This is a genomic window from Sphingobium sp. CFD-1 (assembly GCF_024611115.1).
GTDB lineage: Bacteria > Pseudomonadota > Alphaproteobacteria > Sphingomonadales > Sphingomonadaceae > Sphingobium > Sphingobium baderi_A.
Genome location: NZ_CP084398.1, coordinates 1,843,109 through 1,865,034 on the forward strand (window position 1 = coordinate 1,843,109; position 21,926 = coordinate 1,865,034).

General features: G+C 61.0%; 20 protein-coding genes and 1 tRNA gene. 11 read left to right on the forward strand and 10 right to left on the reverse strand.

What is annotated here, in order from left to right; genetic code table 11:
- Positions 1-164: 164 nt before the first annotated feature.
- From LDB26_RS09405 to LDB26_RS09425, 5 genes are all read right to left on the reverse strand, one after another.
- The gene (locus tag LDB26_RS09405; RefSeq protein ID WP_013039775.1) at positions 165-1,514 is read right to left on the reverse strand and encodes an IS1380-like element ISSp1 family transposase; all 1,350 of its coding nucleotides are present in this window, start codon (positions 1,512-1,514) and stop codon (positions 165-167) included.
- Positions 1,515-1,592: 78 nt separating this feature from the next.
- A complete protein-coding gene (locus LDB26_RS09410; protein ID WP_257541860.1) occupies positions 1,593-1,802 on the reverse strand; it encodes an Arm DNA-binding domain-containing protein in 210 nt (69 codons plus the stop codon).
- 162 nt (positions 1,803-1,964) lie between these two features.
- Positions 1,965-2,040, reverse strand: a tRNA-Ile gene (locus tag LDB26_RS09415).
- Positions 2,041-2,065: 25 nt separating this feature from the next.
- Positions 2,066-3,103: a polysaccharide deacetylase family protein gene (locus tag LDB26_RS09420; RefSeq protein WP_257541862.1), complete on the reverse strand. Its 1,038-nt coding sequence runs from the start codon at positions 3,101-3,103 to the stop codon at positions 2,066-2,068.
- Between the two features lie 45 nt (positions 3,104-3,148).
- Positions 3,149-4,831 (reverse strand): HAMP domain-containing sensor histidine kinase, encoded by a 1,683-nt coding sequence (locus LDB26_RS09425; RefSeq protein WP_156415360.1) that lies wholly within the window; start codon positions 4,829-4,831, stop codon positions 3,149-3,151.
- A 211-nt stretch (positions 4,832-5,042) separates the two neighbouring features.
- Here LDB26_RS09425 and LDB26_RS09430 point away from each other — a divergent pair, with 211 nt between their 5' ends.
- Positions 5,043-5,516 carry an Lrp/AsnC family transcriptional regulator gene (locus LDB26_RS09430; RefSeq protein ID WP_062065773.1) on the forward strand — a complete coding sequence of 158 codons (474 nt, stop codon included), beginning with the start codon at positions 5,043-5,045 and terminating at the stop codon, positions 5,514-5,516.
- Positions 5,517-5,525: 9 nt separating this feature from the next.
- On the opposite strand, the gene LDB26_RS09435 is transcribed toward LDB26_RS09430, so the two are convergent.
- A complete protein-coding gene (locus LDB26_RS09435; protein WP_257541864.1) occupies positions 5,526-6,740 on the reverse strand; it encodes a hypothetical protein in 1,215 nt (404 codons plus the stop codon).
- A gap of 131 nt (positions 6,741-6,871) precedes the next feature.
- Positions 6,872-8,140, reverse strand: a complete 1,269-nt coding sequence (locus LDB26_RS09440) for a hypothetical protein (RefSeq protein ID WP_062065779.1) — start codon at positions 8,138-8,140, stop codon at positions 6,872-6,874.
- 267 nt (positions 8,141-8,407) lie between these two features.
- Here LDB26_RS09440 and gyrA point away from each other — a divergent pair, with 267 nt between their 5' ends.
- Positions 8,408-11,110: a DNA gyrase subunit A gene (gene gyrA, locus LDB26_RS09445; protein WP_257541866.1), complete on the forward strand. Its 2,703-nt coding sequence runs from the start codon at positions 8,408-8,410 to the stop codon at positions 11,108-11,110.
- Positions 11,107-11,454, forward strand: coding sequence for a DUF952 domain-containing protein (locus LDB26_RS09450; protein ID WP_062065786.1), 348 nt, complete (start codon positions 11,107-11,109; stop codon positions 11,452-11,454). The genes gyrA and LDB26_RS09450 overlap by 4 nt, the downstream gene beginning before the upstream one ends.
- Here the strand turns inward: LDB26_RS09450 and LDB26_RS09455 are convergent.
- Positions 11,451-12,578, reverse strand: coding sequence for a glycosyltransferase (locus LDB26_RS09455; protein ID WP_257541868.1), 1,128 nt, complete (start codon positions 12,576-12,578; stop codon positions 11,451-11,453). The genes LDB26_RS09450 and LDB26_RS09455 overlap by 4 nt on opposite strands.
- A 51-nt stretch (positions 12,579-12,629) precedes the next feature.
- Here LDB26_RS09455 and LDB26_RS09460 point away from each other — a divergent pair, with 51 nt between their 5' ends.
- The 7 genes from LDB26_RS09460 to LDB26_RS09490 all read left to right on the forward strand — a co-directional run bounded on the left by LDB26_RS09460 (position 12,630) and on the right by LDB26_RS09490 (position 18,921).
- A complete protein-coding gene (locus tag LDB26_RS09460) occupies positions 12,630-13,493 on the forward strand; it encodes a lysophospholipid acyltransferase family protein (RefSeq protein WP_062065792.1) in 864 nt (287 codons plus the stop codon).
- A gap of 32 nt (positions 13,494-13,525) precedes the next feature.
- Positions 13,526-14,170 carry a phosphoribosylanthranilate isomerase gene (locus tag LDB26_RS09465; protein WP_062065795.1) on the forward strand — a complete coding sequence of 215 codons (645 nt, stop codon included), beginning with the start codon at positions 13,526-13,528 and terminating at the stop codon, positions 14,168-14,170.
- Entirely contained in the window at positions 14,167-15,396 is a 1,230-nt protein-coding gene (trpB, locus tag LDB26_RS09470) for a tryptophan synthase subunit beta (RefSeq protein ID WP_257541870.1), read from the forward strand. The genes LDB26_RS09465 and trpB overlap by 4 nt, the downstream gene beginning before the upstream one ends.
- Entirely contained in the window at positions 15,393-16,214 is an 822-nt protein-coding gene (trpA, locus tag LDB26_RS09475; RefSeq protein WP_062065801.1) for a tryptophan synthase subunit alpha, read from the forward strand. Before trpB ends, trpA begins: the two co-directional genes overlap by 4 nt.
- The gene (gene accD, locus LDB26_RS09480) at positions 16,211-17,062 is read left to right on the forward strand and encodes an acetyl-CoA carboxylase, carboxyltransferase subunit beta (protein ID WP_257541872.1); all 852 of its coding nucleotides are present in this window, start codon (positions 16,211-16,213) and stop codon (positions 17,060-17,062) included. The genes trpA and accD overlap by 4 nt, the downstream gene beginning before the upstream one ends.
- A gap of 30 nt (positions 17,063-17,092) precedes the next feature.
- The gene (locus tag LDB26_RS09485) at positions 17,093-18,415 is read left to right on the forward strand and encodes a folylpolyglutamate synthase/dihydrofolate synthase family protein (RefSeq protein ID WP_257541875.1); all 1,323 of its coding nucleotides are present in this window, start codon (positions 17,093-17,095) and stop codon (positions 18,413-18,415) included.
- Positions 18,416-18,480: 65 nt separating this feature from the next.
- On the forward strand, positions 18,481-18,921 hold the full coding sequence (locus LDB26_RS09490; RefSeq protein ID WP_062065811.1) for a DUF6628 family protein: 441 nt from the start codon (positions 18,481-18,483) through the stop codon (positions 18,919-18,921).
- Here LDB26_RS09490 and LDB26_RS09495 read toward each other — a convergent pair.
- Both LDB26_RS09495 and LDB26_RS09500 read right to left on the reverse strand, forming a co-directional pair.
- The gene (locus tag LDB26_RS09495; RefSeq protein WP_062065814.1) at positions 18,906-20,231 is read right to left on the reverse strand and encodes an MFS transporter; all 1,326 of its coding nucleotides are present in this window, start codon (positions 20,229-20,231) and stop codon (positions 18,906-18,908) included. The two genes, LDB26_RS09490 and LDB26_RS09495, sit on opposite strands and share 16 nt — an antisense overlap.
- 69 nt (positions 20,232-20,300) lie before the next feature.
- The gene (locus LDB26_RS09500; RefSeq protein ID WP_257542044.1) at positions 20,301-20,759 is read right to left on the reverse strand and encodes a response regulator; all 459 of its coding nucleotides are present in this window, start codon (positions 20,757-20,759) and stop codon (positions 20,301-20,303) included.
- Between the two features lie 171 nt (positions 20,760-20,930).
- Here LDB26_RS09500 and LDB26_RS21535 point away from each other — a divergent pair, with 171 nt between their 5' ends.
- A complete protein-coding gene (locus LDB26_RS21535) occupies positions 20,931-21,863 on the forward strand; it encodes a pseudouridine synthase (protein WP_062065817.1) in 933 nt (310 codons plus the stop codon).
- Positions 21,864-21,926: the final 63 nt, after the last annotated feature.

A 21,926-nucleotide genomic window follows, 5' to 3' on the forward strand; every position in this document is an offset into this window, starting at 1 on the left:
TCTTATTCACGACGCTCGGTTTCGGGCCCGCTCTGGGCATTTGCTGCGGCTGGCTGTATTGCGCGGACGACCGGCATCGCTGGCGTTTGTTTCACCGCATTCGGATTGATGGGCTTTTCGGGTTGAAGGGCTGGGCTCGGAGTTCTGCGGCGCTGCCGCATGGGCTACGTCGGCGCAGGCTTCAGCCGGAGAACGAGGGCGCGGAACAGGTCGGCATCCGGACAGGCGGAAGCGAAGGCAATGCGGATGCGGCTAGCACTTTCTACGACGCGCGCAGCGACCTTGAGCAGCCGCAGGCGCAAGGTGGTAAACTCCGCGCTTGCCAGAGCAGCGGTCCTGGGCATCGCCTGCTGGATGCGCCATAGCAGCCAGTATGCGGCAGTGTGCAGTATCAGGCGCATCTGATTGGCATTGGCCGAGCGGCACGAGGTTCGGTCGCTGGCGAGCTGGGACTTGTGGCGCTTGATCAGGTTCTCGGCCTGACCACGCGCGCAGTAGAGCGTGTCGTAGATGTGCTCGGCCGATCCTGTTGCCAACGAGGTGACGACATAGCGGATGTCCATGCCCAGCGTGCTGGCCTCGATCCGTGCAACGACGCGACGCTGGCACTTCCAGGTCTTTGCCCCATAGCGGGTCTCGGCATAGTTGCGCAGGACGGGACACTGACGCTGGGCGCGCTTGACCGCGCAGGCATCGGCGACCGCAACAATGGCGGGATCGGCGCGCAGCGCTGAATTGGTGGGCAGGCCGAACACGTAATCGACGCGGGCCGCATCGCAGTAGGCCATGACCTCGGGTCGACCATAGTGCCCGTCGCCGCGGATAGTGATGTGGGTATCGGGCCAATTACGGCGCAGGTGACGCACCAGGCGTCGGATGTGCCCCGCCGCCTCCTTTCCAGAAGGCGTCTTGCCTGTGCGCAGCAGCATGGCCACCGGCCTGCCGGTCGCGGTGTCGTAGATATGGATCGGTAGGAAGCAGCGCTCCCCATGATGCCCGTTCCAGAACGAGAGCTGTTGATAGCCATGCACGACGTCGCACGTGTCGTCGATATCCAGCGTGACCGCTGTCGGAGGGGCGGGATAGCTGGCGCAGTAGATGTCGATCATCGCGGCCATCATGCTGGCCAGTTCGCGCGTAGTCGGTGCATTTTCCCACCGGCTCATCGTCGGTTGGCTGGCCAGCCCCGCGCCCGATTCCGGCAGCTTGCCGAGCGCCAGGCGGAAGCCTGGATCGTCGCGCAGAGCATCGAGATCATCGGCATCCTCATAGCCGCACGCAATCGCGAACACACGGGCACGCAGAATGTCATCCAGGCGATGGATCACCCGCGCTGGATCGCGCGGATCGGCAATACAAGCCGCCAGGCGCTGGCAAATCCCCATCGCGCGCTCGGCCTGTGCAAGCAGTAGAACACCGCCATCCGAGGTAAGCCGGCCACCGTCGAACGCAGCTGTGATTTTCTTGCGGCCGACTGCTGGGAATCCAAATGAGCTTGCGATATCATCGTTCATGGCGGGTGTGGCCCGTGGCATTTTCTGCCCTGCGGCAGGTTCGGCTTAGACACCCAGTTCCTAATTCAGATCAGAGGCTTACGCCACTCCCGCCAACCCTTCAGGACACTTTTGGTGAATAAGGCGGGCTAGGGTCAAAAGGCGCTCGCGCTCGCCGAAGCGATATTTAAAGCGCCATGACTTTCCTCCCGCCGGGGAGACGATCAGAAACAAGCCTTTCGAATCAAACAGTTTATAATCCCGCGATGCGGGCTTGGCGTTTGCAATTTGATTATGTGTGAGTGCCATCGGAAAAATACCCCAAAATCGGAGCTCCGATACCCCCAAATCTACCCCTCGATTCGTGAACAGTTTCAAACTGCTACGAACTATTCTGAACGCTCATGGCCGTATAATCCTTTGTTTTACAAGGGATTATTAATAACATGGAATAGCGCTGGATGGTAGTTTTGGTGGGCCCGGCAGGACTCGAACCCGCAACCTAGCCGTTATGAGCGGCCAGCTCTAACCATTGAGCTACAGGCCCCACCTGATGCGGGCGATAAGGGGCATCAGGCCGCTTTGCAAGCCCGTCCATTTGGCAAAATGCTCTGCACGAACTCGTCCAGATTTGCCGGGTTAACGCCACGTCGCGCCAGATGATTGAGGATAATGTCCCACCATCTGTAGAAGCCGTTCATATCCTCCGCATTCCGGACATAAGGCGTGTGACCTGGCTCCAGTGTCGGCGAGTGAAAGCTGAAATTCAAAACCGGCACAGCTTCGTCGATCAAGGCGTCGATCGCCATAATCGCTGCAGCGACAGGTACGCCTTCCGGTGTCAACGGAACCCGGCTCAACAATCCTCCGCGCGCCAATGCTCCGGCAAACAGGCCGACGGTCTGCGATGCTCTATAGAGGCCCTCCCCTCCCCGTTTCAGCAATCCAACAAAAGCTGTCGACAGCGGCAGCTCGATCAATGTCCGGTCAGGCCCAGCCCAATAGGGTTGCAGCGGGAAGCCACGAAAATCAGGACCATATTGAGCGCTGTAATCGAAGCGGCTCCGCACGGAACTGTCGACGATAAACCCTGCATCTTCCAGCAGTCGAGCGCTGTTGGGGCCCACGCCGTAACGCCCTGCCCGATAAGCGACTGGCCTTTGCCCGAAGCGCTCCGCAATCCTTTGGCATAAGGCTTCCAGCTTCGCCTGCTCCACTGCCTTTGGCAAGTACCCGGCATAGCTGTTCGCCGCCGTCACTTCTTCCACATGCGGCGGATTAACCCAGGGGTGCAGATGAGCGCCAATATCTGCCATTCGGTCGCTCACCCATTGGCCCATCATCGCGGCCGCGTGATCACTGTCGATCACTGGATAATCCGTAACATAGATCGGTCTGATGCCGGCCGCCGCGAAATAGGTCTGTCCGCGTGCCATGCCGCTCAATGCCGAAACACTGTGGCCGGTTCGAGTGAAGGGCGCCGTCCAGTCGAATTCCTCTTCTGTATCGACGAACAGCATGAAGCGTGTGCCGAAATCCGGATCGAGCGAAATCAAATCTTCCGGCCGGGGCGGAAGCAGCAGATTGCCGTCATTGGAAGCCATGGTCATGCCAGCTTATCTATCGTATAATGGTTGCGATAGAGTTTCCTGAACCTAGGCCTGCCCCAGTTGATCTTCCGGCCGGGCCAGCGCGGGCACGGACAGGAGCAGCCGCTCCTCTTCGATTTCCAGCGTGGCGCCACAACCTGTCGCAAGGCTGCGAATCAACCGGAGCGAAAAGCCAAGGCCAAGCAACGGACCATCCGCCCAATCCCCCTCCGCCGTATAGCCGGGGTCCAGCAACTCCTTCTCTTCCATCCCTTTAAGCGAGGATGGTCGATCAAAGGCGAGCATCACCTGCCCCGCCGCGCCGTCCGGCTTAAACCAACAGGCGCCTGTCACATTCTCTCCGGGTGGGGTGACGGAAATCAACGTCCGCAGCAGATGCTGCACCATCCTTTCCCCCTGAGCCGGATCAATCCGTACCGAGGGAAGATCAGGGGACAGTTGAATGTCGACGCGAGAATCCGTCCCATGGGATTGATCGCAAAAGCGCCCCACCACCTGCGAGATTAAAAGCGCGGGATCAATGACATGCGGCGTGTTCACCCCGTCATTTCGGTGCGTCCTTGCAGCCAGATCCAATTCATCGAATGCAGTGAGCAAATGCCGCGCGTCGACGGCAATCTTGCCAGCCATATCGCGATAATTCGGTCCTGCGGCGCCGAAAAGTTCTTGTTCGATGATTTCTGCAAATCCCAGGATCGCGTTGAGCGGCGTCCTCAACTCATGAACCAGTTGACGCAGGGAATCTGCCGGAAATCCGGCGACCGAAGCCAATGCCGTGTCAGATGGGATCGCGACCTCATGAATATAGGGACGGCGTGCCTGACCCCGATACCCTTGGAATCGGCCCGATCTGGGATCGAAGAAGGGCGTTGCCGACAGTCGCCATTCACCGGCCAGAGTTCCTCCGACAATCTGGTATCGGCCATGACGAAAACCGCTACGCCGCGCAAAAGCGCCCGCTACATGCCCATCGGGGCCACTCCCGCCGTCCAACGCTGCCTCATTCAGGGCAAGGCCGATAAGCGCAGTACGCGGCCTTTGATCGACCCAGATGATCGTACCGTTGGCATCGGTTTCAAAGGCGAACGACCGTGTCGCTGTTTCGGGATCCGAAGTCTCCGAAGGGACGGATTGCCGTTTCGTCCTCGTGAAACGCTGGATTCGATCCACCAGATTGCGAATCTGACTTTTCCCGTCGGGGCGAATTACGTCCGTGTCGGGCGCGTCCACCTCGGCTGCGCGGATCGCCATTTCCGGTGTCAGCAACATGGCCTGAGCCGGAAAGGCATCATCACGCTCAGTCGTCAGCACCAGATCGGCCGCGCCAAAGGATTCCAGCGCGCGTCGGGTTTCGGGGCCAATGTCACGCCGTCCACGAAGAACACCGCGCGCCGTAGGGGTCAGGCGAGGCAGCAAGGAAGCCCAGCCATCATCGGCCAGCCGGGCGCGAGCCATGGCTGCGGCGGCAATAGAAGGCCGGTCATTGGAGAAAAACTCCACCAATGTCGGAGAGGACAGCCGGGATCCCAATTCCACGACCGTCGCAATCCTTTGGGCCTCGGTCAATTGGAAGCGCAGATTCGTCAAACGCCCCAGCAGGGCTTCCCGGTCATCCGCAGGCATGGGGCGTTCGCTTCTATCATGCTGAGCGAGCAGGTCCACGCACTGGCGCCAGAGGGTTACCGCCCCCGGGCCGGTTCTGCTTTCAGCGGACAGCACCGTTTGCATGAGATCGTTGAAACGCACCCCGAACCCTTTGTTGTGCGACCGCCGCCGAAATGCGCGGCCCAATATTTCGCTTATGGATAGGCTCTCGCAGCGCCAAACGAAAGGGGGCTCAGGGCCTTATCGCATCATCGTAGCATTGTGGGACAATTGCATTGTCCTGAAACATTATTATGATAGCACGCAACAACCATGTAAGGAAATAATCAGGATAATGGCGAGCCCGAATATCGACGACATCGATCTGCAAATTCTGGGGGAGTTGCAGAATGATGGCAGGATGACCAATGTGGAACTCGCCCGGAAAGTGGGATTAACGGCGCCCCCGTGCCTGCGTCGTGTTCGCGCGCTGGAGGAAGCCGGGGCCATTACATCTTATCATGCTGTGGTCGACCCGGCGATGCTGGGCTATATGATTACGGTATTCGCCATGGTGAGCCTTCGCAGCCAGGCAGAGGCCGATCTGAAAGCTTTTGAGGACCATATCGCGACCCTGCCCGAAGTGCGTGAATGTCATATGCTGAATGGTGAAATAGACTTTATTTTGAAGGTCGTGGCGAAGGATCTTCAGAGTTTTCAGCAGTTCCTTACATCAAAGCTGACTCCTGCGCCGAATGTGGTGAGCGTGAAAACCTCGCTCACCATTCGGACCGCCAAGAATCGGCCGGGCGTTCCCCTGCGCGTCTAAGGAAGAAATTCAGCTACTGGTCTGAGAAACAGACGGCGCACGCTGCGCCGTCTTCTGGCTTTGCTCTTCGATCCAGATCGACCAGAAACCCGCCACATTGCTCCAGTTGCCCTTCACATTCGCAAGGACTGTTTTCGCACCGGCAAGATCACCTGACCGGGCCAGCGAAATGCCCAGCCGTGCATTGGCCTGATCGTCATTAATTCCACCCTTCGTCAGGGCCAGGCGATATAATTCGGCAGCTTTGGGATATTGGGCCAGCGAGAAATAAGTATCTGCCGCGATAAGAGCCGGCTCACCACTGCTTGCCGATGCCGCTTTCTTCGTAACGGCAGGCAGCGCAGCCATTTCTTTCGTCGCCTTGGGCGTCGCAGCCTTCAGCAACTGCGAGGTGACGTTCTGGGACGATGTCAGCTTACCCGTCGAACGCCCCGCCTCGATGATCGCTTTGGTTTCGGCGGGATAACCGGCCTTTTCGGCCAGTTGGGCATAGGATTGATAATCACGCTCGCTTGCCATGGCACCGCTGGCCGCTTGCAAACGATATAAATCCAGCTGAATCTGAGGATCAAGCGCTGCAGCGGGCAGGTAATTGCTCAATGCCGAGCGCCAGTCCCGCGTGGTGCGATAGAGGCTCAGCCTTTCCCGATAGAGCGCGCCTAGGTCCGCCCAGTTTCCTGCCTGATAGGTCAGCGAGATAGCGCGATCAAACCATGCTGCGGGGATCTTTTCTCCTGCCGCCCGCTTGCGCGCCATCGCTTCCTGCACAAAGGGCCATGCTTCTTTCGGCTTGTTCTTGCGTAGATAGATGTCCGCCCGCAAAAGGCTGGCGTCGATATTGTCATAGCCAAGGGTTCGCGCATAATCGAGTTGCGCGAAGGCGTCATCATAATTGCCGACGACATAAGACAGGTAGCCAGCCACATAACGCAACCGGGGAGCGTCCGTCTTGGGAACGGAGCCGGTCTTGAACATATCTGTCAACGCAAGCCGCTCGGCCTGAATATTCTGCCGCTGGACAGCCAGCTCAAACCGCAGGCCTGCTGCAGCATAGGCTTCGAAATCCGTGGCAGGATTCAATGCTGAGATGCGCGCGCTGGCCGTGGACACATCCCCCGCCCGCAGCGCAGCTTGAGCCGCTTGCACATTCGTGCGGAAGTCGTCCGACATCTGAATGACCGGACCATTGTCCTTCTTTTTGGCTGCGGAAGGTGATGCAAGCATGACCACGCTCATTGCGGCAGCCAACATATATCCCAATTTCATATTTCTACGCATGGCCGATCCGGCCCCCCCAAAAACAGTCAGCATCGCAATCGGCGAGGGTTGAACCATCAACCCTCGCCGTCGATATTTCAAGCGCCTTTGCTGGTCAGATACGACAGCCACAGCCCAGCGATGGATTTGCGAGCGCCGCCCTGCACCGATTGGAATGCCGCCTTGGCGGAAGCCGTATCGCCTGCCAGCGTCTTGGCAATGCCAAGCCTTGTATTCACTTCGTCCGCGTCCACGCCGCCCTTTTGCTTGGCGAGTTCGAACATGGCCGCGGCCTTGGCATAATCACCATAGCCCAGATAGGCGTCGGCGGTCGCTGCCGCAATTTTGCCATTGGCAGCTTTGCGTGCATCCGCTTCGGCCGCACCTAGCGAGCTTTTATCCCCCGCAATCTTTGCAACGGCCGATTGATAAAGATCGCCGCCCTGCGATGCGTTCAGCACACCCTTGGCGCGGCCAGCATCGATCGACGACTTCACTTCGCCATAAATGCCGGTCTTCGAAGCCATTTCCGCATATTCGGTGAAGTCGCCCGCGACAACCAGGCCGCCAGAGGCAGCCATCAGGCGCAGCACATCGAGATTTTCGCGGTTGGTGATGTTGGGGTTGGCTTGCTGGAACAGACGGACCAGCGTGCGGAGATTCTCGCCATTAGGTGCAGCTTCATAAGCCTGTCGGGCCCAATCCGTGACTTCCGGCAGTTTTGCGGCCGCGGCGCGGCTTACGCCGATCTGATACCATTGAGCCGGTGCGGGTTGTCCGCTTGCCTTGCTGGCATCAATTGCAGCCTTGAGTGCCGCCAGCCCCTGCTGGTTAAGCCCTCGGGCTGGCTCGACCGACGGACTGGCGGTGCCTGCCTTGCCGAAATAGGCTTGCGCCAGCGTCACGTTGACCGCCTCGGGCTTGTAGCCTGCCTGAACAGCCGCCTGCCCACGCTGGATCGCCAGGTCATAGTTCTTCGCGGCCAACGCCTGTTCGGCCGCTATGGCGTTGAACTGGCCGGCCTGATCCGTCGGCGTGAGACCACTGTCGAGCATCTGCGTCAGGGCTTCGCTCTGCAGCGCGGCGTCCTTGGCAGCGATAGACGTATTCAGCTTGATCGCGCCGATCTGATATTTGTCGTCGTTTGACTTGGCCTTGCCGTCCGCATCGGCCAGCGCAGCCTTCGCCGCTGCGAAATCCTGCTTGCCTGCGGCTTCCTGCGCGGTCTGAAGCGCCTTGATCACGTCAGGCGATACATTGAGCTTAGGAGCGCTCGCCTTCTTGTCCTTGGCCAAGGCAGGGGCCGAAACGGCGCCGCCAGTCAACGCCAGTGCGAGCGCAAGCGCCACCGGGGTTACAAAACGCATGATCCTCATCTCCTTTTCGCCTGAAGGGGGCCAGGCGACCTTCCATGTTATGCGCCGAATTAGGGGTCGACGCGTGAACGGCCTTTGAACAAGCCTATAACCACGGATTTTGCAACTGTCATGCGCCGGGCTTCGTTCCATATTTCCGTAACCGCGAAAAATCACACGCCGGGCGGAACGTGTATGAAGCTGCCCGAGGGGTGACAGATTTGTTTCGCTCGGCTAGTGCGGATACGACCATAACCATCCGCAAAAAAGAGAGTCGCCTTGACCGACGAGACCGCCCTCGCCGACCCCTCCGATATCAGCCCCATCAGTATCGTCGAGGAGATGAAGTCGAGCTATCTCGACTATGCCATGTCGGTCATTGTGGCACGCGCGCTGCCGGATGTGCGCGACGGCCTGAAACCCGTGCATCGCCGTATCCTTTTCTCGGCGCATGAAAGCGGCTTTTACCATAACAAGCCTTATCGAAAGTCGGCCCGCATCGTCGGTGACGTGATCGGTAAATATCACCCGCACGGCGACAGCGCGATCTATGACGCATTGGCGCGCATGACGCAGGACTGGTCGATGCGCGTTCCCCTGATCGACGGTCAGGGGAACTTCGGTTCGATGGACCCCGACCCGCCGGCCGCCATGCGTTACACCGAAGCGCGCCTCGCCAAGGTGACGACCGCGCTGCTGGATGATCTCGACAAGGACACTGTCGATTTTCAGCCGAACTATGACGCGTCGGAAAGCGAGCCGCAGGTCCTTCCCGCGCGCTTTCCCAACCTGCTGGTCAACGGCGCGGGCGGCATCGCGGTCGGCATGGCGACCAACATCCCGCCACATAATCTGGGCGAAGTGATCCGTGCCTGCCTCGCCTATATCGACAATCCTGGCATCACGGTGGACGAACTGATCCAGATCGTCCCGGGTCCCGATTTCCCGACAGCTCCGCTGATCCTGGGCCAGTCGGGCGCGCGCAGCGCTTATCATACCGGGCGCGGTTCCATCATGATGCGCTCGCGTCATGAGATCGAAGAAGGGCGTGGAGATCGCCGCTCCATTGTTCTCACCGCCATTCCCTATCAGGTCGGCAAGAACGGCCTCGTCGAAAAGATCGCCGAAGCCGCCAAGGACAAGCGGATCGAGGGGATTAGCGACATCCGCGACGAATCGAACCGCGAAGGCGTGCGGATCGTCATGGACCTGAAGCGCGACGCCACGCCCGAAGTCGTGCTCAACCAGCTTTGGCGCAACACACCCGCCCAGTCGAGCTTCCCGGCCAATATGCTCGCCATTCGCGGCGGTCGCCCAGAAGTCCTGAACCTGCGCGACATCATCGAAGCCTTCGTCCGCTTCCGGGAAGAGGTCATCACCCGCCGCACCAAGTACGAACTCAACAAGGCCCGCGACCGCGCGCATATCTTGTTGGGCCTGGTCATCGCGGTAACGAATCTCGACGAGGTGGTCCGTATCATTCGCGGTTCGGCCAGTCCGGCCGAAGCACGCGAATCTCTCCTTTCACGCGAATGGCCGGTGGAGCAAATCGCGCCCTATCTACGCCTTGTCGAAGCCATCGAAACCGAAGCGACAGGCGATACATATCGCCTGTCCGACATACAGGTGCGCGCCATCCTCGACCTGCGCTTGCATCGGCTGACGGCACTGGGCCGCGATGAGATCGGCAGCGAACTGGCGGAACTGGCCGCCGCGATCACCGAATATCTGGCAATCCTCGGCGACCGCGTGAAACTCTATGCCGTCATGCGTGAAGAATTTGAGGTGATCGAACGCGATTTCGCTACGCCGCGCATCTCTGAAATCACCGCAGCCGCAGACGGGATCGAGGACGAAGACCTTATCGAACGTGAGGATATGGTCGTCACCGTGACCATGCAGGGCTATATCAAGCGCACCCCGCTCGAGAGCTTCCGAGCGCAAGCGCGCGGAGGCAAAGGCCGATCCGGAATGGCGACGAAGGATGAGGACGCCATCACCGAATTGTTCGTGACTTCCACGCACACGCCGGTCCTGTTCTTCTCCACCATCGGCAAGGTCTATCGCCTGAAAGTCTGGCGCCTTCCCGAAGGCGGTCCCGCGACCCGTGGCCGCCCGATGGTGAACCTACTTCCACTTTCGCCAGGCGAAACCATTTCCACCGTCCTTCCCTTGCCGGAAGATGAAGCGGAATGGGCCAATCTCCACGTCATGTTCGCAACGGCCAAGGGATCGGTCCGACGCAACAGCATGGATGCCTTCACCAATATCCCGTCGAACGGCAAGATCGCCATGAAGTTCGAGGGCGAGGATATGGACGACCGCCTGATCGGCGTCGCTCTGCTGGAGGAAAGCGATGACGTGCTGTTGGCGACTCGCCAGGGCAAGGCGATCCGTTTTCCCGGCGACGATGTGCGGGAATTCCAGAGTCGGAATTCGACCGGCGTCCGTGGCATCCGCCTCGGTAAAGGAGACGAGGTCATGTCGCTCTCCATTCTCCACCGCGCCGGGATTACCGATCAGGAGGAGCGCGACGATTATCTCCGCTTTGCGCCGTGGAAGGCCGAGAAGGAAGGCGCGCCGCAAATGAGCGCCGAGCGCTATGAGGCATTGCAGACGCGCGAGCAGTTCATCCTGACGGTATGCGCCAATGGCTATGGCAAGCTGTCATCGGCCTATGAATATCGCCGCACGGGCCGGGGTGGTCAGGGCATCACCAATATCGACAATATCGGGCGCAATGGTCCGGTCGTTGCCAGCTTCCCGGCGACGCGGCAGGATCAACTCATGCTCGTCACGGACCAGGCGAAGCTGATCCGTATGGGCCTCGACAGTTTGCGCGTCATCGGCCGCAATTCGGCGGGGGTGCGCCTCTTCAACGTGGCGGATGACGAGCATGTCGTCAGCGCGGCCCGTATTGAGGAAAGCGATGAGGACGTCGTCGTCAGCGGCGACGAAGCGCAGGAAGCCACCGAAGCGTGACGGAGCTTTTCGCTTACAAGATATTGACACGTCCGCAATTCGATCAACTCAAGGCCGACGGCGTTTTCCACGGCGCGCCGGTCGACCTTGAGGATGGCTATATCCACCTCTCCACTCGCGAGCAGGCAGCTGAAACCGCGGCCAGACATTTCGCGGGGCAGGACAATCTGGTGATGGTCATGGTCGACCTCGCCCCTTTTAGCGATGCTCTGAAATGGGAGCCCTCGCGCGGCGGCAAACTATTTCCGCATCTCTATGCGCCACTCCCGATGAAGGCGGTCGCGGGCAAGGTCACGCTGCGCCTTGACGATCAGGGCAGGCATCTATTCCCGGCGGGCTTTTAAACCGATCTCGTGTGGATTTTCTCTATTCGCACGACCTTGCCCTGCTTCACCCAATAATCATAGCCGCCCCAGCGAATCCGGCGAGACAGCGCGCCAACGACCTGAATCGTCAGATGCGTCCATGTCACGATAAAGGGCGCAACGGCATCCCAGATCAGCGATCGCCGCGCTTTTCGCGCCTGATCCGGCTCGATCACGCTGGCGATGATCCGCATGCGGATCATCACACGGCACCAGGCCGCGCCATAACCGACGCCCATTGCGCTCCAGCCGCCCCAGCCCAACGCCCACAGCCACCCCAAAGACTGAACGGACACGACCAATGCGGCGATTCGCCACATGCCCGGGCTGCTGGTGATGACATGTCGATATTGGCGTATCGCGAAGCTTAGCGCCGTCCGCCCGCTTCCTTCCAAGGGGCTCGCCACCAGTAGATCGCGCACCGGACGAAGGCGCAATTTTTCATGCCAGCCCGCCAGTCCGATAGTCATGTCGTCGGATAATCTTCCTGCCAACACACGGTCCAGTTCCAGTTGCTCCGCCATGGGCCGGGTCATCGCCATCGCCCCACCCCAGGGCATGGTGGAACTGGCCGCACGGGGCAAAGTCGCCAATTGCATCTCCACCGCGCCGACGAGCGTCAGCAGCGGTCTAGCGTCCGGCAAAAGCAGGCGATAGCCGGTCACGATATCCGCCTTGTCCCGCACCAAGGGAAAGAGCAGCCGTCCGATCAGCCGCGCGGGCGGCTCAATATCCGCATCAATGAAAACCAGATAGCGGTCGTCCGGTTTCAACGCCCTGAGCGCGGCGCGGAGCTTGTGCACCTTCTGCCCTTCATCGTGCGCGACACCAGCGCGCACGATCTGCACGTCACGAAAATCCAGCTTCTCCGCCGCTGGACATGCTCCCGAAGTCGCCACGATCAGCCGAAAGGGCACGTTCTGCGCCGCCAGCCGTTTCATCAGGTCCGGCCCGCCATCCCAATCATCCTTGACGCAGAGCAGCACTGCCACACCATCAGGCGCTTCCTCCTGCCGATCCGCAGGCACATGCCGCAGATAGTGCGCGACGCCCAGCACCGTCGCCCCCTGCAACACCAACCACAGCCCCAAGGCCCAACTCATAGCGTTTCCGGCCCTTTACCGCCTCAACCGCTGCTGTATGACGAAAGGGCGATGCTCTCAAACCCCTTTCTCTTCACGCTACTGCGTTTGCTACCCGCCGCGATGGCCTCATGGATCGGCGGATGGCTGTCGGCCAATGTCGCGCGCAGAAGCATGAAGCTGCGCGACCAGCGCGCCCGAACGAACCTCGCCCTGCTGCGCCCCGACCTCAATGACGCGGAAAGGGAGGATATCCTTACCCGCCGCTGGTTCAACCTTGGCCGCACCATGGCCGAACTCACCAATGTCGACCGGCTGGTCAACCCCCGCCGGGTCGCCATCCAGGATGAAGCCGCCTATCGGGAAACGCTGGACTCCCCGCGCCCGATGATCTTCCTGACAGTCCATGTCGGCAATTGGGATCTGCTGGCCGCGCATCTCAAAGCATCCTGCGACCGCGCCCCGCTGGGTGTCTACGACCCGCCCGCCGATCCGGTGCAGGCGAAAATGCTCCAGCGCGCCCGCCGAAGCTATATGGGGGAGGCGATCACCGGCGGCGGGGCGGCCCGCGCCATCGTGCGGCACCTGTCGGACAGCGACCGCGCCATGCTCTATATCCTGATCGACGAGCGCCGTGACATGCAGGTGGCATTTCCGCGTTTTGGCCGCGACATTGGGGTGAGCGGCAATCTCTCCATCGCCCTGCGCCTTGCACGACGTAGCAACGCGCGCTTCCTGCCCTTCTATCTCGCAAGGGAAAAGGGCGCGCATTTCCACCTGCGCTGGCATCCTCCCCTCGATCCAGCCGAACTCGACGACGCAGATCTTCTCGACCGCATAGATAATTTCCTCGGACAGGCCTGCATTGATCATGCTGATCAATGGCTCGCCTTGCACGACATGGACCTGACCCGGCCTATCGCGGCAGCCATGTGACTTGCGTGCCTATCAGGTCTAAAGCCCCTCCCATGTCCCGACTCGCGATCAAGATTTGCGGCCTTTCGACACCTGAAACGGTGGGTGCGGCGGTGCGAGCAGGAGCCACCCATCTGGGCCTCGTCCACTTTCCCAAAAGCCCCCGCCATGTGGAAGCGGACCAGATTCGCACCCTGACAGCCGCCGTGCCGCCACATGTCGGCAAGGTAGCCGTCATCGTCGATCCGACTGATGACATTATCGCTTCCCTTGCCGCGACAGGCGCGCTCACGGCACTGCAACTCCATGGCAAGGAAACGCCAGAACGCGCCGCCAACATCCGCGCGCGCTTTGGCCTGCCCGTCTGGAAAGCCATTTCGGTCAAAGCGCAGGCCGACATCGCCGCTGCCACAGCCTATGCGGGCGCTGTTGACCTGCTCCTGTTCGACGCCAAAACGCCCGATAGCGCCGCTCTCCCCGGTGGCATGGGACTGCGCTTTGACTGGACGCTGCTCCGCGGAGCCTCCATCGCAACGCCATGGGGCCTGTCAGGCGGACTTTCCGTCGACAATGTGGCGCAAGCTATCGCCATCACAAATGCCCCTCTTGTCGACATTTCTTCCGGCGTCGAAAGCGCGCCAGGCATCAAGGATGTGGACAAGATCATCGCCTTCTGCAAAGCGGCTGAGCCATCATGACTATTCAGAACTCCCTTCGTTCCCAGCCTGACGCCAGCGGCCATTTCGGTTCCTTTGGAGGCCGCTATGTCGCTGAAACGTTGATGCCGCTGATTCTTGAGCTGGAAAAGGTCTACAAGGCAGCGCGGCAAGACCCGGCGTTCGAGAAGGAATTTGCCGACCTCCTCAAATATTATGTAGGACGGCCCAGTCCACTTTATTATGCCGAGCGCCTGACCGAAGCGCTGCGCGCTGAAGCGCCGCAGGGCAAGGGCGCGAAAATCTACCTGAAGCGCGAGGAACTCAATCACACAGGCGCGCACAAGATCAACAACTGCATTGGCCAGGTGCTGCTCGCCCGCCGCATGGGCAAGCCCCGCGTGATCGCGGAAACCGGCGCGGGCCAGCATGGTGTGGCGACCGCGACCGTGGCGGCGCGCTTCGGCCTCCAATGCACCATCTTCATGGGCGCGAAGGACGTGGCGCGGCAGCAGCCCAATGTGTTCCGCATGAAGCTGCTGGGCGCGGAGGTGATCCCGGTGACGTCCGGCGCGCAGACGCTCAAGGACGCGATGAACGAAGCGCTGCGCCACTGGGTCGCGAACGTCCACGACACCTTCTACATCATCGGCACGGCGGCGGGACCGCATCCTTATCCGGAACTGGTCCGCGACTTCCAGTCGATCATCGGCCGGGAAACCCGCGAGCAGATCATGGAAGCCGAAGGTCGCCTGCCCGACATGCTGATCGCGCCGGTGGGCGGCGGTTCCAACGCCATCGGCCTGTTCCATCCCTTCCTCGATGACGCGGATGTCGCCATGATTGGCGTCGAAGCGGCAGGCGAAGGGTTGGACGGCAAGCATGCCGCCAGCCTGACAGGCGGCTCCTCCGGTATCCTGCATGGCAACCGCACTTATCTGCTTCAGGACGAGGATGGGCAAATCACCGAAGCGCACAGCATTTCGGCGGGCCTTGACTATCCAGGCATCGGGCCGGAGCATAGCTGGCTCCATGAAATCGGCCGGGCCAAATATATGCCCGTCACCGATGACGAAGCCCTCGCCTCTTTCCAGCGCCTTTCCGCACTCGAAGGCATCATTCCCGCGTTGGAATCCGCGCACGCCGTCGCTGCCGCCGAACAGGTCGCACCGACGCTGGACGCGGACAAGCTGCTTGTCGTCAACCTCTCCGGTCGGGGAGACAAGGACATCTTCACCGTCGCACAGGCATTGGGAGTCGAAATATGACGACTGACCGCATGGCCACCCGCTTCGCCGCCTGCAAGGCGGAAGGACGCGCGGCGCTCGTGACTTTCGTGACGGCAGGCGATCCGACCGTGATCGATGCCGCCGCTATACTCGACGCATTGGTCGCAGGCGGCGCGGATGTCATCGAATTGGGAATGCCCTTTACCGATCCGATGGCCGATGGCCCCGCAATTGAACTTGCCAACTTGCGTAGTCTTGGTTCGGGTACGAAGACCAAGGATATCTTCGCCATCGCCGCCGCTTTCCGCGCGCGCCATGCCGACGTGCCGGTCGTCCTCATGGGGTATGCCAACCCGATGTTGGTGCGTGGTCCGGACTGGTTCGCAGCCCAGTGCAAAATTGCGGGCGTGGATGGCGTGATCTGCGTCGACGTGCCCCCAGAGGAGGATGCCGAAATCGGCCCGGCCCTGCGGGCGGCAGGCGTCCACCTCATCCGCCTCGCAACTCCGACCACCGATGCCAAACGCCTGCCCGCCGTCCTCGATGGTGCCAGCGGCTTCCTCTATTATGTGTCCGTCGCTGGCGTAACCGGCAAGCAGCAGGCCGCCCAAGCCGCCGTCGAGCAGGCCCTCGCTCGCCTCAAAGCCGCAACCGATCTGCCCGTTTCCGTGGGTTTTGGAGTGCGGACGCCGGAGCAGGCCACCGCCATCGGCCGCGTTGCGGACGGCGTAGTTGTTGGATCCGCCATTGTCGATATCATAGGATCCCATGGCGACGCCGCCGCGCCATTCGTTCAGGAATTCGTCGCCACGCTGCGCGACGCACTTACCACCAGGTCCCGGGAGACCGCCGCATGAGCTGGATCAACCGCGTTCGCAACGCCATTCCCTTCATCGCAAAGAAGGAAACCACGGCGGAGACGCTGTGGCACAAATGCCCTTCCTGCGCCGACATGGTGTTCATCAAGGAGTGGGAGGAGAACCTCTCCGTCTGTCCGCGCTGCGATCATCATGGCCGCATCGGCCCGTCCGAGCGGTTCGAGCAGATTTTGGACGCGGGCTTCATCCTTTTGCCCACCCCGCCGGTGCAGGAAGACCCTCTCAAGTTCCGCGATTCCAAGCGCTATCCCGATCGCATCAAGGCCGCGCGCCATTCAACGGGTGATCAGGAAGCGCTCATCAATGCACGGGGCGCGATCGAAGACATTCCCGTTGTCATGGGCGTTCAGAACTTCGCCTTCATGGGCGGTTCCATGGGCATGGGTGTCGGGGCTGCCTTCATTCAGGGCATCAACGAAGCCATCGGCCATAAATGCCCTTATGTGATCTTTACGGCAGCCGGCGGTGCGCGAATGCAGGAGGGCATCTTGTCCCTCATGCAAATGCCGCGCTCCACCGTCGCCATCCGGAAACTGCACGCAGCGGGCTTGCCCTATATCGTCGTGCTGACCGATCCGACGACCGGTGGCGTCACTGCCAGCTACGCGATGCTGGGGGATATTCAGATCGCCGAGCCGAATGCGCTGATAGGCTTCGCGGGCCAGCGCGTCATCGAAAGCACCATCCGCGAAAAGCTGCCCGAAGGATTTCAGCGCGCGGAATATCTGCTCGACCATGGGATGCTCGACATGGTCGTGCACCGTCGCGATCTGCGCGATACACTGACGCGGGTCATCACCTATCTGACGCCGCGCGCTGCGGCCTGAGCTTCAACCGCGCGACGGGGGAAACGCGCCATGGCCGACTACGCCGTTTCCGATGATCCGGGAGTTCAGGCCCAATTGAACCGGCTGGCGACCTTGTCGCCTGGCGCCGACATATTGGGCCTCGACCGGATAACCCAGCTGCTCGCTCGCCTCGGCAACCCGCACGAGGCATTGCCACCTGTCTTTCATGTGGCCGGCACGAATGGCAAGGGTTCGACCTGCGCCTTCCTCCGCGCCGCGCTGGAGGCCGACGGCAAGAGCGTTCACGTCTTCACTTCCCCACATCTTGTCCGTTTCAACGAGCGGATTCGCATTTCGGGCCAGTTGATCGACGATCCCACGCTCGCCCATTATCTGGAGCGCGTGCTGGATGTCGCTGAAGGGGTCGACGCCAGCTTCTTCGAAGTCACCACGGCTGCTGCTTTCCTCGCTTTTGCCGAACATCCAGCCGACGCAGCTATCATCGAAGTGGGGCTAGGCGGACGGCTCGACGCAACCAATGTGATTTCCAATCCCGTTTCCTGTGGCATTGCCCAGCTTGGCCTTGATCATCAGGCGTTTCTGGGCAACAGCCTGAAGGAGATTGCAGCGGAAAAAGCGGCCATCGCCAAATCCTCCGCGCCGCTTGTCACGCAACGCTACGCCGAAATGCTCTTTCCCGTAATGATCGATGCCGCGATGGCCGCCCGCACGACCTGGTTCGCCATGGGCACTGACTGGGATGCCGCGGTCTATCGCGATCGGCTCCATTATCGCGACGACAAGGGACGAATCGAAGCGCCTCTCCCTCGCCTTCCTGGCGCGCATCAGGTGGAAAACGCCGCTCTCGCTTTTGCCATGCTGCGGAATCAACGAGCGGTCGCGGTCAGCGAAGCCGCGTTAAAGGCGGCTCCGCTCTGGGCGAACTGGCCTGCGCGACTCCAGCGGCTCGATCGGGGACCGTTACTCACCCCGCTGCCCAATGACGCGACGGTCTGGCTGGACGGCGGCCATAATGCAGGCGCGGGAGAAGCCATTAGCGCCTATTTCACGCCCGATCGCCTGGAGGGGCAGCAGCTTCACCTCATCATCGGCATGCTCGCGAGCAAGGATCCGGAGGCTTATCTTGCGCCATTTGCAGGACAGGTCGCACATATCCATGTCCTGCCAGTAAATGGACATGAGCATCATTCCGCCGAGCGATTCTCTGCCGTGGCGGCCCGTTGGGGCATCGACTGTGCGGCGCATGACACGCCGGCGGAAGCGATCGCTGCGGTCGCCGCCCAGCGGGAAACCGCGCCCAAGCTGCTCATTGCAGGCTCCCTTTATCTCGCTGGAGAAATTTTAAGGGCCAATGGGCAATTTCCCGACTGATTTATAGTTGCGATTCATTCGCAATAGCGTAACATGCGCCTTATCAAGTGAGAAAGGCGCACAATATGGCATATGGAGAGTCCCCGTCCCTCGATTTGGCCCGCCCCCTGCCGGGAGGATATGGCAACCGCCTGTTCCTCTTCGTCGTGCGGCGAATGGCGAGCGCGGGGGTCAATGATGCTCATGCCGCCAATGCCATGTTGGGAGCATTCGGACGCAGTTATCGCCGACCACTGATCCTGATGCGTGCGATGATGCTTGAACTCGCTCGCGCATCGAGCCGGAAGATTCTGGTCGCGCCTTGCTGCTGCGCCCGCATGACGGCAGACGAGGCTCTGACGATGGACGCGATCAGCAATGCCCTGCGCGCGCCTCAAGAAGCCTATGAGCAGGTTGCCTCCCTACTCGGCAGCGACGACGCCCTTGGAGCGCTCACCTGCCTTCAGGCCGTAGCGCAGGCTCATGCCGATCTCGGCCGCCCGCTCGACCTCTACGCCGCAGGCTGATCGCCTTCATCCGTCGCCGCGCTGCCAACGCTCGCATCGACGAGGCCAGCGCGCATCATCAACCAAAATAGCAGGATGCCCGGCAGCGCCAGCGCCGTCGTCAGCAGGTAGAAGTCGACATAGCCGAACCGCTCGATCATCGCGCCAGCGGTCGTCCCGGTCAGGAACCGGCCGACGATGCTCGCCGCAGCGGAGATCATCGCATATTGCGCCGCGGTAAAACGCAGGTCGCACAGCGCGGAGAAATAAGCGACGACCGCCACGCCCCCAATGCCGCTCGCGAAATTTTCGAAACCGATGGCGCCCGCCATGCCGATATTGCTCTTGCCCGCCGCAGCCAACGCTGCGAAGCTGAAATTGGAAACGGCCATCAGCATGAGACTGATGAGCACCGATCGCTTCAGCCCCAACCGGGCATAGAGCACGCCGCCTACGAAAATCCCCGCCAGCAACGCCCAGAAACCGACTCCCACATCGTAGATCGCAATCTCGTCATTGCTATAGCCGAGGTCGTTGAACAACAGCCGGAAAGTGAGGTTCGCCAGCGTATCGCCGATCTTGTGCACCAGGATGAACAGCAGGACCAGCAATGCGCCCTTGCGCCGGAAGAAATCCACGAAGGGTCCGATAATCGCCTGGATCAGTTCGCCCCCGCTCTTGCGCGCCGCTATGACCTTATGCCGCTCCGGCTCTCCCACGATCAGCGCCGTCAGCATCGCCGGCAAGGCAAAGAGCGCACAAACGATATAGGCGATAGTCCAGTCCCAATGCTGCGCCACCACCAGCCCCAACGCGCCCGCCGCCGCCGCGCCGATGCGCCATCCATATTGCGACATGCCCGCGCCGATGCCGAGCTGTTCGGGTTTCAATATCTCGATCCGATAACCGTCGATGATGATGTCGAAGGTCGCGCCCGCGATCCCCAGCAGGATCGCCGCCCGCACGGTCGCCATCAGGTCCGCGCCCGGATCGACCAGCGCCAGGTTGACGACCGCCGCGATCACCAGCACACCCGCCAGCAGCATCCACGACACGCGCTGTCCCAGCCGGTGCAGCATGGGCAGCTTCACGCCCTCGATCACCCAGGCCCACAGCCATTTGAGATTGTAGGCCAGCAACACGAGGCTGAACGCCGTCACGCTTTTCTTGTCGATCCCCTCCTGCGCCAGACGGGACGCCAGATTGGCGCCTATCATCGCAAAGGGAAAACCGGATGAAATGCCAAGGAAAAGAGCAGCCAGCGGCGCCTTCTCTGCATAGGGCTTTACGGCATCCAGCCAGCTTCCGGCGCCTTGCGCGATGTCCGTCATTAATCCCCCGATGTTGCGCGTGTCCGGGGCACCATATGAGCAAAAATATGGGAAACAAGCGGCTTGCGGTCAGATCGCCTCGGCAAAGAGGCTCAACCCCGCTGGAAAACGCGTGACGCTACCTCCGCGTAACACCCTGTCCAACACGGCGATCGATGCGATCAGGTCGCGCGGATCATAGGGTTTTGCCAGGCAGCCAATTGCCAGATGACGCGCCGGAGGCGGGCATCGCCCCGTCACGAACAGGACCGGCAGCCCTCTTTGCTGCGCGTGATGAGCAACGTCGATGCCGCTTCGTTCACCCTGCAACGCGACGTCCGTAATGACCAGGTCAACATTTTCCTCGTCCATGGCGCGGACTGCGTGGTCATAATCGTCGACGGTGGCGGCTATACGATAACCGGCAAGGGACAAGCTATGTTCATTGTCAAAAGCTACCAGCGGCTCATCCTCGACCACTAGTATCGTGCGGATCGCACGTCCCCGGCCTGGCGCTGTCTTTTCCCCTTTGATCAGCCCGAAAAACATTTGCCGACCCGCCCTGTTTCCGCCATGTGCCAATAATGCCGCGCCCATGCGCTTGGTTTCCGGCGCGAAAGGCTCCAACCCTCGCGCAAGCGCCTGCTCGGCACCGTTCGTCACACATGCCGATGTTCTCCCCATATGGGGAGAGCCAGTTGCCGCGAAAAGGAATGAGCCGTGGAACCGCCAAAAAAATCAGGACCGCGCCGCCCTGCTCGCCCTGGCGCCCCTGGAAAGCCCGGTGTTGGAAAACCCGTTGACAGCCGTGCACGCAGTGGCTCGCGCCCACCCCGTCCCGCTCCCGGCAAAGCCGGGAAGCCCGCATCGCATCCAGCCAATCCGCATCCGGCGCGCGCTGCCGCCAATGCCGGCGGCAAGACGGAACCACAGCGGATCGCGAAGCTTCTCGCCCGCGCCGGTGTCGCATCCCGCCGCGAAATCGAGCGGATGATTGTCGAAGGCCGCATCGCCCTGAATGGTGAGGTTGTCCTGACGCCCGCCACCCTGCTCGCTTCTTTGCATGGCGTGACGGTCGATAGCATCCCGGTGAACCAGCCCGCCCCCGCCCGCCTGTTCCTGTTCCATAAGCCATCAGGTTTCCTGACGACCGAGCACGACCCCAAGGGCCGGCCAATCATTTATGACAAACTGCCCGCCGACCTGCCCCGCGTCATGCCGATCGGACGGCTCGACATGACCACCGAGGGCCTGCTGCTTCTCACCACCGATGGCGAATTCAAGCGTCAGATGGAGTTGCCCTCCACCGGCGTGCCTCGGACTTATCGCGCGCGCGCCTTCGGTGAAGTCAGCCAGAACCAGCTCGAAGACCTGTTCGATGGCATTGAGATCGACGGCATCCGCTATGGCCGGATCGAGGCCAATCTGGAGCGGCGCACCGGACGCAACCAATGGATCGAAATGACCCTGACGGAAGGCAAAAATCGGGAAGTCCGCCGCGTGCTGGAACATCTGGGACTTCAGGTGAGCCGTCTGATCCGTACCAGCTATGGTCCTTTCCATTTGGGCGAGTTGGCCTCCGGCGCGGTTGAGGAAGTGCGGCAGCATGACCTCATCCTCTTTCGCAAGAGTCTGAAAGGAACGAAGGGGTGAGCTGGTCGGAGCTATCCACTGCGCCTTCGGCAGCTTCTGCGAATGGGATAGGGAAAAGACCAG

Bases quoted from the DNA above. Each gene is read 5' to 3' on its own strand.
- LDB26_RS09455 (WP_257541868.1), bottom strand. From the start codon at position 12,578: ATGAGTTGGGCCTTGGGGCTGTGGTTGGTGTTGCAGGGGGCGACGGTG.
- LDB26_RS09410 (WP_257541860.1), bottom strand. From the start codon at position 1,802: ATGGCACTCACACATAATCAAATTGCAAACGCCAAGCCCGCATCGCGG.
- LDB26_RS09430 (WP_062065773.1), top strand. From the start codon at position 5,043: ATGGCGAGCCCGAATATCGACGACATCGATCTGCAAATTCTGGGGGAG.
- trpA (WP_062065801.1), top strand. From the start codon at position 15,393: ATGACGACTGACCGCATGGCCACCCGCTTCGCCGCCTGCAAGGCGGAA.
- LDB26_RS09490 (WP_062065811.1), top strand. From the start codon at position 18,481: ATGGCATATGGAGAGTCCCCGTCCCTCGATTTGGCCCGCCCCCTGCCG.
- LDB26_RS09465 (WP_062065795.1), top strand. From the start codon at position 13,526: ATGTCCCGACTCGCGATCAAGATTTGCGGCCTTTCGACACCTGAAACG.
- accD (WP_257541872.1), top strand. From the start codon at position 16,211: ATGAGCTGGATCAACCGCGTTCGCAACGCCATTCCCTTCATCGCAAAG.
- LDB26_RS09405 (WP_013039775.1), bottom strand. From the start codon at position 1,514: ATGAACGATGATATCGCAAGCTCATTTGGATTCCCAGCAGTCGGCCGC.
- LDB26_RS09440 (WP_062065779.1), bottom strand. From the start codon at position 8,140: ATGCGTTTTGTAACCCCGGTGGCGCTTGCGCTCGCACTGGCGTTGACT.
- LDB26_RS09485 (WP_257541875.1), top strand. From the start codon at position 17,093: ATGGCCGACTACGCCGTTTCCGATGATCCGGGAGTTCAGGCCCAATTG.
- LDB26_RS09425 (WP_156415360.1), bottom strand. From the start codon at position 4,831: ATGCAAACGGTGCTGTCCGCTGAAAGCAGAACCGGCCCGGGGGCGGTA.
- LDB26_RS09460 (WP_062065792.1), top strand. From the start codon at position 12,630: ATGCTCTCAAACCCCTTTCTCTTCACGCTACTGCGTTTGCTACCCGCC.
- LDB26_RS09420 (WP_257541862.1), bottom strand. From the start codon at position 3,103: ATGACCATGGCTTCCAATGACGGCAATCTGCTGCTTCCGCCCCGGCCG.
- LDB26_RS09495 (WP_062065814.1), bottom strand. From the start codon at position 20,231: ATGACGGACATCGCGCAAGGCGCCGGAAGCTGGCTGGATGCCGTAAAG.
- LDB26_RS09500 (WP_257542044.1), bottom strand. From the start codon at position 20,759: ATGTTTTTCGGGCTGATCAAAGGGGAAAAGACAGCGCCAGGCCGGGGA.
- LDB26_RS09435 (WP_257541864.1), bottom strand. From the start codon at position 6,740: ATGCTTGCATCACCTTCCGCAGCCAAAAAGAAGGACAATGGTCCGGTC.
- trpB (WP_257541870.1), top strand. From the start codon at position 14,167: ATGACTATTCAGAACTCCCTTCGTTCCCAGCCTGACGCCAGCGGCCAT.